This window comes from Tunturibacter gelidoferens, from assembly GCF_040358255.1.
Lineage (GTDB): Bacteria > Acidobacteriota > Terriglobia > Terriglobales > Acidobacteriaceae > Edaphobacter > Edaphobacter gelidiferens.
The window spans coordinates 593,534-606,607 of the sequence record NZ_CP132938.1; the positions used below are offsets into that span (position 1 = coordinate 593,534).

At 57.9% G+C, this 13,074-nt stretch carries 8 protein-coding genes and 1 tRNA gene; 3 read left to right on the top strand and 6 right to left on the bottom strand.

Annotated features, from left to right (window positions below):
• Positions 1-10 precede the first annotated feature (10 nt).
• Positions 11-3,343: an efflux RND transporter permease subunit gene (locus tag RBB81_RS03010; protein WP_353072673.1), complete on the top strand. Its 3,333-nt coding sequence runs from the start codon at positions 11-13 to the stop codon at positions 3,341-3,343.
• Positions 3,344-3,614: 271 nt separating this feature from the next.
• Here the strand turns inward: RBB81_RS03010 and glgP are convergent, their stop codons facing one another.
• The 3 genes from glgP to RBB81_RS03025 all read right to left on the bottom strand — a co-directional run bounded on the left by glgP (position 3,615) and on the right by RBB81_RS03025 (position 7,293).
• On the bottom strand, positions 3,615-5,411 hold the full coding sequence (gene glgP / locus RBB81_RS03015) for an alpha-glucan family phosphorylase (protein ID WP_353072674.1): 1,797 nt from the start codon (positions 5,409-5,411) through the stop codon (positions 3,615-3,617).
• A gap of 196 nt (positions 5,412-5,607) precedes the next feature.
• Entirely contained in the window at positions 5,608-6,978 is a 1,371-nt protein-coding gene (locus tag RBB81_RS03020; protein ID WP_353072675.1) for a pyridoxal phosphate-dependent decarboxylase family protein, read from the bottom strand.
• 15 nt (positions 6,979-6,993) lie between these two features.
• Entirely contained in the window at positions 6,994-7,293 is a 300-nt protein-coding gene (locus RBB81_RS03025) for a hypothetical protein (RefSeq protein WP_179586548.1), read from the bottom strand.
• A gap of 81 nt (positions 7,294-7,374) precedes the next feature.
• On the opposite strand from RBB81_RS03025, the gene RBB81_RS03030 reads away from it, so the two are divergent.
• Entirely contained in the window at positions 7,375-9,156 is a 1,782-nt protein-coding gene (locus RBB81_RS03030) for a GGDEF domain-containing protein (RefSeq protein WP_353072676.1), read from the top strand.
• Positions 9,157-9,248: 92 nt separating this feature from the next.
• On the opposite strand, the gene RBB81_RS03035 is transcribed toward RBB81_RS03030, so the two are convergent.
• Positions 9,249-10,910: an adenosine deaminase family protein gene (locus RBB81_RS03035; RefSeq protein WP_353072677.1), complete on the bottom strand. Its 1,662-nt coding sequence runs from the start codon at positions 10,908-10,910 to the stop codon at positions 9,249-9,251.
• Positions 10,911-11,112: 202 nt separating this feature from the next.
• Here RBB81_RS03035 and RBB81_RS03040 point away from each other — a divergent pair.
• Positions 11,113-11,187 (top strand) — tRNA-Phe (locus RBB81_RS03040).
• Positions 11,188-11,514: 327 nt separating this feature from the next.
• Here the strand turns inward: RBB81_RS03040 and RBB81_RS03045 are convergent.
• Together RBB81_RS03045 and RBB81_RS03050 are read right to left on the bottom strand one after the other, a co-directional pair.
• Complete coding sequence (locus RBB81_RS03045; protein ID WP_179586718.1) at positions 11,515-12,144, bottom strand: TetR/AcrR family transcriptional regulator; 630 nt, start codon at positions 12,142-12,144, stop codon at positions 11,515-11,517.
• Between the two features lie 493 nt (positions 12,145-12,637).
• Complete coding sequence (locus RBB81_RS03050; RefSeq protein ID WP_353072678.1) at positions 12,638-13,036, bottom strand: hypothetical protein; 399 nt, start codon at positions 13,034-13,036, stop codon at positions 12,638-12,640.
• Between the last annotated feature and the right edge of the window lie 38 nt (positions 13,037-13,074).

Below are 13,074 nucleotides of genomic sequence, written 5' to 3' on the forward strand. Positions count from 1 at the left end.
ATTAGGGATTATGCATTTTTCAGCACCATTTATTCGGCGTCCGGTAGCGACGTTTCTTTTGTCGATAGCGGTGATTCTGGCGGGCGCGACGGCTTATACGCTGCTGCCGGTGGCCAGTCTGCCGCAGGTGGAGTTTCCGGTCATCTCGGTGGGCGCGAGTTTGCCTGGTGCGGATCCGGAGACGATGGCTTCGTCTGTGGCGACGCCGCTGGAGCGACAGTTCTCGAAGATTGCCGGCGTCAACGAGATGACGTCCTATTCTTCTACCGGCGTGGTGGGGATTACGCTTCAGTTCGATTTGACGCGTGATGTGAATGGGGCGGCCCGGGATGTGCAGGCGGCGATCAATGCGGCGCGGAGCCAGCTTCCTGCGAATCTTCCAAGTAATCCTGGGTACTACAAGGTAAATCCGGCTGACTCACCGATCATGATTATCGCGCTGACCTCTGACACGATGAATGTGCCGCAGTTGTACGACGCTTGCGACAGCATCCTGGCGCAGAAGATCGCGCAGATACCGGGCGTGGGGCAGACCTTCTGTGGGGGGAGCGCGAAGCCCTCGGTACGGATTGAGGCGAACCCGATGCAGCTGGCTCACTATGGCGTGGGGCTCGAGGCGCTGCGGGCGGCGATCGGCACGGTGAATGTGAATCAGCCGAAGGGATATCTGCAGGATGACACGCGGCGGTGGAGTGTCAGTGCGACGGATCAGCTGTTTGGTGCGGCGGCGTATGCTCCGCTGATTGTGGCAACGGATCGCGGGCCTGTGAGTTCGGCACCTGCGAGCACGGGTCTGCCTGCTTCGGTGGCGAGCGCATTGACGAGTAATCCGCAGGCGGTGAGTGGAGGTACTGGCTCGACCGGCAACGGGGCCGGTGCGAATGGAGCCGCGACAAACAGTACGACAGCGGCCGTCGCTGCACCTGTGGTTGCGAGTACAGGGATGGGTGCTGGGCCGGGGACGGCGCATGGCGTGGTGCGGATTCAGGATGTGGCGAATGTCGTCAACAGTGTTGAGGATGTTCACGCTACCGGAGTCTTCAACGGGAAGCCTGCGATTCTTGTGATTGTGTTCAAGACCTCGACGGCGAACGTCATTGAGACTGTGGACAACGTGAAGAAGATGTTGCCTATGCTGGAGGCGTCGATTCCGCCGGCGATCTCGGTGCATGTGGCGCTCGACCGGACTACTACGATTCGTGCTTCGGTGAAGGATGTAACGCGAACGCTGGTGATCTCGATCCTGCTGGTGGTGCTGGTGGTGTTTCTGTTCCTGCGCGAGGTGCGGTCGACTTTGATCCCGACAGTCGCGGTGCCGTTGAGTCTGCTGGGGACGTTTGCCATCATGTACCTGCTGGGGTATACGCTCGACAATCTGTCGCTGATGGCGCTGACGATCTCGACGGGGTTTGTGGTCGATGACGCGATTGTGGTGATCGAGAATATCAGCCGTCATCTTGAAGCGGGGATGTCGCCGTATCAGGCCGCGATGTTGGGGTCGAAGGAGATTGGATTTACGGTGGTGTCGATGAGCACGTCGCTGATTGCGGTGTTCATTCCGATTCTGCTGATGGGTGGGATTGTGGGGCGGCTGTTTCGCGAGTTTGCTGTGACGCTGTCGGTGGCGATTATGGTGTCGCTGGTAGTATCGCTGACGACTACGCCGATGTTGAGCGCGAAGTATCTGGAGCCGCACGGCAGGCGGGAGCATGGGTGGTTCTACCGTTCGGGCGAGCGGGCTCTAGGGTGGCTGGCAGCGGAGTATGAGCTGGGGCTGCGCTGGGTGTTAAAGCATCAGAGGCTGGTGCTGGTCATAACGGTGCTGACGTTTGTGCTGAATGTTTATCTGTACATCCTGGTGCCGAAGGGATTCTTTCCTGAGCAGGACGCGGGGCGTATTGGCGGGCAGGTGCAGGGGCAGCAGGATGTATCGTTCGCGCAGATGAAGAAGAATGTGCTGGCGCTGGCGGCGATCGCACAGCAGGACCCTGGCGTTGAAGATGTTACGGCGTTTGCGGGTGGGCGCGGAAATTCAAACGGCGGCTTCATGTTTATGTCCCTGAAGCCGGATGCCGAGCGCAAGAAGACGGGAGACACGGCGCAGGTGATCGTCAACCGACTGCGACCGAAGGTCAGCAACCTGCCTGGCGTGATTATGTATCTGCAGGCTTTTCAGGATCTGCGGATTGGCGGCCGGAACACGGCGACGGAGTATCAGTACACGCTGACCGGAGACAATCTCAAAGAGTTGGACGAGTGGGGTCCTAAGCTGGAAGCTGCGATGGACCAGCTGCCGCAGATTAAAGACGTCGCGACGGATCAGCAGCAGCAGGGACTACGTGGGCAGCTGGTGATTGATCGGGCGACTGCGAGCCGGCTGGGGGTGTCGCCGTTGACGATCGATTCTACGCTGTCGGATGCGTTTGCACAGACGCAGGTTTCGACGACCTACATGCCGCTGAATCAGTACCACGTGGTGATGGAGGTTGCGCCGCAGTTTCAGGAGGATCCGGATGCGTTGAAGAGTATCTATGTGAAGAGCACGACCGGGGCGATGGTGCCGCTGTCGGCAGTGACGCACTTTGAGGCGCAGAGGATTCCGCTGGCGGTGAATCATCAGTCGCAGTCGCCGGCTACTACGTTGTCGTTCAATCTTGCGCCAGGGGCTTCGCTGAGTGAGGCGACGCAGGCGATTCAGCAGGCGCGAGTGGATATCGGGATGCCTTCGGCTATTCATGGGGGTTTTGCGGGGTCGGCGCAGGCTTTCAAAGATTCGCTGAAGAGTGAGCCGTGGCTGATTTTGCTGGCGCTGGTGGCGGTCTATCTTGTGCTGGGGATTCTGTATGAAAGCTTTATTCATCCGTTGACGATTTTGTCGACGCTGCCTTCGGCGGGGGTGGGCGCAATTGTGGCGCTGCTGCTGTTCAAGGTGGATCTGAGTGTGATCGCGATGATCGGGATCATTCTGCTGATCGGGATTGTGAAGAAGAACGCGATTATGATGATCGACTTTGCGCTGGTGGCGGAGCGGCAACATGGGAAGACACCACAGGAGGCGATCTTCGAGGCGTGTATGCTGCGGTTTCGGCCGATCATGATGACGACGATGGCGGCTTTGCTGGGAGGATTGCCGCTGGCGCTGGGACGAGGGACGGGCAGCGAGATGCGGCGGCCGTTGGGGATCACGATTGTGGGTGGGTTGATTGTTTCGCAGGCTCTTACGTTGTTTACTACGCCGGTGGTTTATCTGTTCTTCGATCGGGTGAGGGGCAGGTTTGCCCGGGCGGTGCGGGGACGACGGGCTGGGCGGCGACGGGTGGCAGAGGTTGTGGCTGGGGATTAGTGGTTGGAAGTTTTTTAAACACAACAGCAGATTCCTCCGCTTCGCTGCGGAATGACAGCAAAAAAACGGGCAACAACAACAGCGGCAACAACAACAGCACAACAGCCACAACAACGGCAACAGCAGCGACACGGGTGAAAGGTTTTACATTCCCACCTTAGCGTGATGAGACTGCGCTAAGATGGGGCACCCTTCGATTTGCGGGAGTGAAAAGAGAACAGGCAACGACGGTAAAGATCGTCGTTGCCTGAGATGTTGTTTGCGGGTTCTGTTAGACGAGAGCCGGTTCGGGGACTACCGTGTCCGTGGAACGACGGTGGTCGAGATAGCTGGCCTGGGTTGGGGAGAGCGGCGTGGGGGGGAAGTATGAGTTTTTGAAGTACTGCGCCAGCATGCGGTGGGTGTTGAAGAAACTGCCGTTGATGGCGATGCAATGCTGCTGCATACGAGCCCACGCGTGGGGGTTGGCGTACATGGGAGCGATGGACTCTTCCAGCTTCTCGTAGAGGCTGGTGGCTTCTGCGGCTTCGTCTTCGCCGTTTTCGATGGCCCAACCAGTGGTGTTCTCGGCACAGCCTTCTATCCACCAACCGTCGAGGATCGAGAGCGAGGGGACGCCGTTGAGGGCGGCCTTCATGCCGGAGGTGCCGGAGGCCTCGTAGGGGCGGCGCGGAGTGTTGACCCAGACGTCGACGCCCTGGGTGAGCAGAGCGCCTAGCTCCCAGTCGTAGTTTTCCATGTAGTAGATCTTGAGGGCCGACGAGTTTAGCTTGGCGGCAGAGGCGAACACTTCGCGGATGAGGCCTTTACCGGCAACGTCGGCGGGATGGGCCTTGCCGGCGTAGAGGATCTGTAGGCCGCCGATCTTCTCGGCGATCTCAACGAGCCGCTTGGGATCGTGCAGGAGTAGGCTGGCGCGCTTGTAGGTGGCGACGCGGCGGGCAAAGCCGAGGGTGAGGACGTTGGGGTTGAAGTGATGCCCGGTGCGTTTGGCGATGGAGCTGAAAAGGCGTAATTTGCCCTTGTTGTGAGCGGCGGCGATGCGGGCCGGGTCGATGCCGTAGACCGAGCGGAGGTACTGGTTGTCGGTGCGCCAGTGGGGGATCTCGTCGTCGAGAAGCTCCTGAAAGTGGGGCGAGAGCCAGGTGGCGGCGTGGACGCCGTTGGTGATGGAGTACACCTTGTATCCGGGGAACATCTGCTGGGAGACCTTGCCGTGCTGCATGGCGACGCCGTTGACGAAGCGCGAGAAGCGGAGGGCGATGTAGGTCATGTTCATCAGGCCGTTATGGAGGCAGCCGAACTGCTCGATGGCGGCGGCGCGGTCGTTTCCAAGAACCTGGTACATCTGATCGACGCCGAACTGATCGTGGCCGGCCGGGACTGGAGTGTGGGTGGTGAAGACGCACTGCTGACGGACGAACTCGATGTCGGCCTCGGTTGCGTTCTTGAGGGGGGTGCCAGCGAGGTGGTCTTCGAGGAGGCCGATGGCGAGGAGGGCGGCGTGGCCCTCGTTCATGTGATAGACCTTCGGTTTACAGGCAAGGGCATCGAGTAGCGAGACGCCGGCGAGGCCGAGAACGGTCTCCTGACAGAGACGATAGTAGGTGTCGCCGCCGTAGAGGTGGTCGGTGAGGCGGCGGTCCCAGGGGTCGTTGCCTTCGACGTCGGTGTCGAGGAGGAAGACGGGAATGATGTGGCCGGTGACGCCGATGACGTCGAAGCGCCAGGCGCGAACCAGGACCTGACGGCCCTGGAGGGTGAGGGCGATGATCTGGTTGGCGCTGGGCAGGGTGGTCTCAGGGGACCAGGGAACGTCGGCTTCTGTCTGCTGGCCGACGTCGGAGAGCTTCTGGCGGAAGTATCCGCGGCGATGGACGAGCGAGATAGCGACCATGGGGGCTGCGGTGTCTGCGGCGGAACGAAGGGTATCGCCGGCGAGCATGCCGAGGCCACCGGAGTAGGTGGGTAGTGCCGGGGAGAGAGCTATCTCCATGGAGAAATAGGCGATAGTGCGGGCGGAGAGATCGGGTGTCGAAGCAGGGGTGGCGGCGGAGGGAAGAGTCATGCGTTGATTGGTCCTTATCTCATCCGATTTTCTATCTCTAGCGTCGATGGCCCGAGTTGCGACATCATCACTCTCTATCGGCGGGAGATGCGCTGCATGAGATCCGAAGATTAGATCGTTGAAGCGTCGAATTTAGGACTGATTCTACCAAACGGCTCTCCTCCAAAAGATGGAACTCTGGTTACTTTCCCTCATGCTATTGGGGTATTGACGCTACTTCGTGAACTGCGGCGGCCTGGAGACGCTGCCATAAGTGGTCTAACCAAAGGAGATGTTCTGGCTTCATCAGAACTGACCGGAGACAGGTGACTTTATTTTCAGAGTCGTTTTTGGGGGTATCTAGCCAGGTATTATGTGGAAAAAAACGTACAGGAAGTTTGGCGAGAGCAAGGTGAAGATCATTTTTGGCGGCTTCGTCGAATATCGACTGCGCCAGAGCTGAGGAAGTCTCGGGGGTTGGGGCGTTGACTGCCCAGAATACGATGTCGAGCTGCGGCGGGCTGGACGGGGTGAGGAAGTGGGTGGATTCGGTGAGGCGGTGGTGAAGTTCGAGGGCCGCAGCATGGCTGGATTCGAGGCCCTGGGCGAAGACGCCGCCGGGAGTGTAGGGGAGGAGTTGCTGGGTCGCCCAAAGAGCTACGGCGGATGCGCCGGCGCGGGAGCACTCGAGGGAGATCTCGCCGAGGTGAAGGTCTTTCGAAGAGAAGTAGGTGTAGGGGGAGTCGTGTTTGTAGAAGCGGCCGACGGCTGGGTCGCGGAAGAGGATGGAGCCGCAGCCGTACGGTTGGAGGCCGTGCTTGTGAGGATCGATGACGATGGAGTCTACGTATGGAATGGCGTCGAAGGCTGTGCGGGTCTCGGGGGATAGGTTGGAGGCGAGGGTGAAGTAGCCGCCGTAGGCCGCATCGACGTGGATGCGGAAGTCGTATTTTTTCTGGAGCAGAAGGATCTGGTCGAGCGGGTCGACTGAGCCGATGGCGGTGGTGCCTAACGTGACGACAACGGTGCCGATGTTTTGCGTTGCGAGGAGAGGCTCGAGGGCGGTGAGGTCCATGCGACCGCGGTCGTCGGAGGGGACGGTGACGAAGGGCAGGCCGAGAACGCTGGATATGCGGCTGTGAGTGTAGTGCGCCTGGTCGGAGGCGGCGATTGCCGTACCTGGCATGAGCTGGCCGGCGACCCACAGGGCTTCCAGATTCGCGAAGGTGCCCCCGCTTGACAGGTGGCCAAGGTGCTGAGGCCAGTGAAACATCTTTGCGAGAGCGGCGACGGCTTCGATCTCCATGGCGGAGCTGGCGCGCCCACCGTCGAGAGCGTGGTTGTTCGGGTTGATCGACATGGCCAGGGTGTAGGCGGCGCGGGCGATGGGGTGGGGCGGCTTCAGCATCTGGCCGGCGTAGAGCGGGTGAGCGTAGGGGTAGTTGTCCTGCAGGCGATCGGCGACCTGATGGAGGATCGCGGAGGCTGATTCTCCCAGCGGGTGTGCGGAGTATGGAGGGAGGTCGGCGGATCCGGCATCCAGATGCTGTTGGGCGGCGTTAAGGATTTTGAAGAGATCGTCTGACATGAAATTAGTGAATTCTTAGAAACTTGTTCGGGTGAGAAAGCCGAATTTCATCAGAAACCCGACGATGGCCGCGAAAACAAAGGCGATTGTCGTCAAGGGCGCCATCGCGCGAAGCCGCTTCATCAAAAATTCGATGAGGACGATAAAGAGATATACGGCAAGCGCAAGGAGAAGACCGTCGGCGATAAAGATGCGCGTGCCGGATGCGGATGAGCCGAGGACGTGCTCGATGTGAAACGGCGGAAAGAGCGAGAAGGCTCCGAAGAGGATCAAGAAGAGAAGGAATTGGAGGATGGTGGTGACGACTTTTTTCATGGGCTCTGGAGATGAGTTTAGCGCGGGTGCTCGACGTGCACAGAGAAGATTCGACGGATGTTTTAGGAGAATTGCTTGTTGATGCCATCGTTGCACGCAACGTTCGGTGATCAGATTCGAAGTACACCGCTCAAGCCGAGCAGGGTGATTCCGCTTCTTGTGGTTTGTGCTGTATGCGCCATTGTGTTTACCTGCGCAGGCGGCTTTATTGTTTACACGAATACGCAGCACCTTATCTCGGCCCGAAACTGGCTGGATCATTCGAACAGCGTTCTAACGAGCCTGCAGACCGAGGCGCAGCGACTGGACCGCGTAGGCTACGAGATCCAATTGTACGAAGCGACGGGAGACGCGGCGGAGAAGCTAGCCGCGCAGACGGCTGCGGTATCGTTACATGCTGGAGTGTTGAATCTTGAAAGCCTGCTGAACGACAACGCGTCCCAGATGCGACATCTGCAGGATTTGGATACTCAGGTACGCAATCTGACCAAGGCGATCGATGGCTTCGAACGGCCGGGCGTGGTTCCCGAGCGGCAGATCCAGGATTGCCGCCGGAGCATCAACACGGTGCAGGAGGAGGAACGAGGGCTGCTGCGGCAACGGTCGGATGAGTCGCAGAACAGCCGGGACCGAAGTCTGCTCTCGGGAGCGGGCTATCTCGGTTTTTCGCTGTTCGTTGTGATTGTGCTCTTTGCATTTCTACTGAGAGATGCGGTGCGGCGACGGTCTTTCGAAAGACGAATCTCACTTGCGAACGACCAGTTGGAGGCTACGATTGAAGAGCTTGAGCGACGCGGGGCCGAAGCGATTTTGCTGAAGAATGCGCGCGACGAACTGCAGTTGTGCGTCACCGCGAAGGAGGCTCAGGGGTGTGCGGTGCGACACTTTCGGGAGCTTGTGCCAGGAAGCAGCGGCGCTACCTTGATCATTAACAATTCACGAAGCATGCTTGAGGTGGCGGCGACGTGGAACGATCCTTCGGCGTTGTCTGACGCGTTTGATATGGACGCCTGTTGCGGTTTGCGCGCCGGAAGACTGCGCTGGCGGAGGCCGGGACAGTCGGAGCTTCATTGTAGCCATTTTGCTGGCTCCGGGCCGGAGAACTACGTCTGCATTCCGCTTGCAGCACAGGGAGACACACTTGGGTTTGTGTATCTCTCGTTTCCCTCGAAGGAGATCGCAGATCTTGCCGACGGCCGCATGCAGTTAGTGCAGGAGATGGTGGAGTTGGCTTCGATGGCGATCGCTGGGCTGAACCTGAGAGCGAAGTTGGAGAGTCAGTCGATTCGTGACGGCCTGACAAGCCTTTTCAATCGCCACTTTATGGAGATTGCGCTGGAGCGCGAGGTGCAGCGCGCGGTTCGGCGGCATACGTCTCTCGCAGTGTTAATGCTGGACGTCGACCACTTCAAGGCGTTCAACGATACCTTCGGCCATGAGGCGGGCGATGTGGTGTTGCGTAAAGTGGCCGAGTGCTTTCAGCAGAGTGTTCGGAGCGAGGATGTTGTGTGTCGCTATGGAGGGGAAGAGTTTGTCATTCTTCTTCCGGAGATCACCGAGGAGCTTGCGTTGGCGAAGGCGAATACGATACGGCATAACGTAAACCGGCTGCGCATGAAATTTAAAGCAGAGGTTCTGCGCCCGGTCTCTGTATCGATTGGCCTGGCAATGTATCCTGCGCCGGCAAGAGACGCCACCGATCTTCTGCGAATGGCGGATCACGCTTTGTACGATGCTAAACGCGGAGGACGCGACCGCGTGGTCGTCGCTCGTGAGTCCTTCAGCGACCATGGAGACAAGAGGCTTTCGGCAGTCCTGAGTCAGGTTTCTGAAGCGAGCGAGTCAAGTCCCGTCGTTGTGTAACCACTAATGTCACATATTTTTTAGAACACAAGAGAGGGGTTTTATCGGCCGGATGATGCATCTCTCCCGCGAATTTCTTTGTGCGCTGGAGTTCAAGGCAGATTGGACTCGAAGAGATCATAACGGTGTTCGAGTTCCCACTGTTCAGCGGCCTTTTCGCTGGATTGAAGAAAGCTCAGGCAGTTTGGGGTTGGATTTGCGCCTCCCAGAGGCTGTCCCGCACAGGCGGCAACGGTTTTGCTGAAGACATCGGGTTGCTGCCAAAGGCTGGGTCCGGGAAGGAAGTTGTGCTCGAGGCTGGTGCGGGCAGATTGCTTGAGGTCGAGGTAGGAGAGGTCGAACTCCATGGCGGCACGGGTGTATTCGTTGGTGAGATCGATGCGGGAGACGCCCTCGTCGTCGGTGGAGAGGGCGAAGGGAACGCCGGCAGCGCGATAGGACGGAAGCGGATGCCAGGGAGCGGTGACGCCGAGGATGACATCATTCGAGGTGAGATTGATCTCAACCATGATGTGGCGGTCGGCCAACTCCTTCAGCAATGCCTGCGGCTCGTTCTCGTACATGACGTCGACACCGTGGCCGATGCGTTCGGCATGGCCGAGATCGACGGCTTCGCGGATGTGGAAGCGAAGACCGTCGGGAGGGACCAAGCCGGGAGCGATCTCGCCTGCGTGAAGGGAGATGTGAACTTTGGGGTAGACGCCATGGAGATAGTCGAGCATTAGCATCTGGCGGTGATACTCAGACATAGACAAGTAGGCGTCTTCGGGCTGCACGAAGTTGAGCCCGACGACACGAGGGTCCACTGACGCGACCTCGAATGCCAACAGCGTCTGCGCGAAGACATGCTGCGGAGGGAAGGCTCGTAGGACCTGATAGAGGAAGCGGATTTTGACGGAGCAGCCCGGTCGGGCGCTGGGCTGGCCGCAGTTCTCGATGGTGTCACGAGCGTCGAGAGCGTCGTCTAATTCTTTGCGATCAACGGCGACTTCGTCGCGGAGGCCTGCATTGAGGAGGGTTTCGCGAAGGCGGCTGAGGTCCTCACGGCTGGTGCCAGTGGCGTCGCCGGTACGGTTTTGCGCTGGATCTGCAGGGGTGGAGGGCCAATCAATTTTCGAGATGACCTTGGAGAGGTCGGTGAAGATCGGAGTCTCCATAACCTCCAGGTACTGCTCATTTTGTGCGGCAGCACGGGTGGCGACTTCGTCGAGCCATTCTCCCGCGTGAGATTTGTTGAGACTGCGGAAGCGGTCGAAGGTAGCGAAGAACTGATCGTGCCCGCTGACGCCCGCGCTAGGAACGAAGGCGCGCATGGAGAAGGAATCGACGAGAGCATCGTAGAGCTTCTGATCTTTAAAGGCGTCTTCGACGCGAACATTTCCTTCGCCACAGACGGGCTGCGGCGGGATGCTGCGGGTGGTACCGACCGGCTTGGTGAAGCTATGTGTTGTAGGGTCGACGCAGAGGAGATCGGCGGCTCCATCCTTAATGAAGGTTTCTGCGTAGATCGCTCCGGAGAGGTGCATGTGGAGGTCGGCACCTTTGGGCATGCGGGTGAGGAAGGCGTTGAGTTGGAGAGGACTCTGTCGTGCGGTATTGAAGGTTTTGATGGCCCGCTGTTCGCGCGGCGTCGCCACGGCGGTTCCTTTTGCAACGACCGATGTGGTTGGTGGAGTTGCGACTTGTGCGTGTGCGGCAGTGACGAAACAGAAAAGAAATGATGCAGCCGTTAGGTTTCGGAGACGACGGATCATTGGCTTCCTTGCGGTTCGAGTATGAGAAAGGATAGCTTGAGATGGCGAGTTGGCGGTATGGCTCGAGATTGCTATACTTGGAATGCGTTTGCGTTGCTGGTTCCCCACCGGCGATGGGCTCCCTGAAAAGCTCGGGGCAACAGATGTAGCAATAGCGCACGGCGGTTCTTGGCGATCTCCGATAATAAGCGTTTTATGCCAAGGCCAGATAGCTCAGTGGTAGAGCGCGGCCCTGAAAAGGCCGGCGTCGGCGGTTCGATCCCGTCTCTGGCCACCATATAATCAACAACATAAGAGCATTGAACCGAAGCCTCCCATCTGAGATGGCTTTTGCGTTCATTGGCTAAATACTTGTATTTTCAGTGTCTTGTGAATTTCAGGTGCTGGTCGCGTATTGGTCGTGCGTTGCTTTCCTTACATCACCCGATGCTCTAAGTCCTTTTAATTGATTACGATGTGTGGTCGGAGAATCAGCGACGCCAGCCCTTTTTCCAGAGCTTTCATTCTTGGGAAATGAGTCGCGTGTTGATGCAATGACCGACCTGGCGGCTTTGAGAATCCGTTGCGATTCTGTGCGTAGAAGAAAGATGCCGATTTCGACTATTCATGCGGACGATATCAAATGATCAAACAGGGATTGAATCAGGCTGCGTGTGTTTTTCTGAGAGAGTTCTGTGCCGAGGATTCTCTGGGTGACTGCCAGACCATGAGCGAGATTGATGATGACCGTGATGAAGTCTTCCGGCTTCAACCTCGAAGTGACTTCAGGAGATCGCAAGAGGTCCTTGATAAGCTCACTTCCGTCGCGAAGCTGCTGCCGATGCAATTCAACAAAGCTTTGCCGGATACGTTCGCTTCGAAGAGCTCCAACCTCGAATTCAGCACGAAACACGATCCAATCATGGTCCGTCATCAGGTCGGCAATGGCGTCCCGCATTTTTTTCAACCGCTTCTTGCCTGAAGGCTCTTCGTTCAGTAGAGAACGGAAGACATTCAAGTGGCGCGCCTGTTCCTCATGGATTACAGCGACAAACAGATCTTCCTTACCGTCGAAGTTGGAATAGAGAGCGCCCCGAGAATATCCGGCATCCTCCGCGATCTTCTCCGCCACAGCGCCGCCAAGCCCGTAACGCAGAAAGTGCCTGCGTCCTACGGCGATCAATGTGGCACGAGTCTGTGCTCGGCTCTCCTCGCGGGTGAGTCGCTTTCGTGGTGTTGTCCCGCTCACAGGCATTTGAATACTTAGCTCCTCCCGATCGTTGGTCTAGCTATTCATTGACGGCTCTAAGAAGCGTAAGACACGCTCCAGATGACGCGAACGTCAGAATCGAGGTTGTGCCAACACGATTGTGTACACAAATGAACACTCTGTATCCTGATACGAGGATAGTTTATACTCCAGAGCACTGACGCGAAGATATCGAGAGTTGCCGGCCTCACATCGACGCAATCTGTGATGAATCTAAGCGTTCGATCCACAAACCTTCAGGCCTCTAGAACAATTCAATGACCACACCCACAATCGCCATGATTGCGGGAACGACATACCACAGGTAGCCATTGGGATGTCTTCCAGATCATCTTGTCATTTTAGTTTCCATGTTGGCTCCTTAGCCATTCACGTGGAACTGGAACTGTCCGGCGAGCGGGGAGATAAAGCGGTATGACACACCGGTCCCTGCGAGAAGATCGCAGTAATCTTCAGGCTGCTGGAAATCGAAAGGCACTCAGAGATGCGCCCACCCCCGGCGTGCCAGTGCTACGCCCAATCCGATGCAAACCAATGCCGTTACCCGCAACGTCGGCATATATAGCGATCCCAGCCAAGCAATGTATGCAGAAAGAGCATCCTGTTCGGGCTTCATATAAATCCCCCAGATCCCGAAGGCCATGCAGACCAGGCCCAATACGAGACAGATCCACTGCTCGATAACAACAATCGTCTTGCGCTGAGCGCTCTCTTGTTCGCCTCCTCTCTTCTCCCTCACACCCTGTCCGGCACCCGAAGTGCGTTCGCGGCTGGGGTGTCCAACATCTTTGTGAAGACTGCGGGTACCGCGATCATAGCTTTGAATCGGGGGTATGACTTTGGTCGCCAATGTGCGGCCTGTGCCTGTGTCAGCCATCGTAGCTTCCTCCACAAATTTTCGCGCTCTATACATAC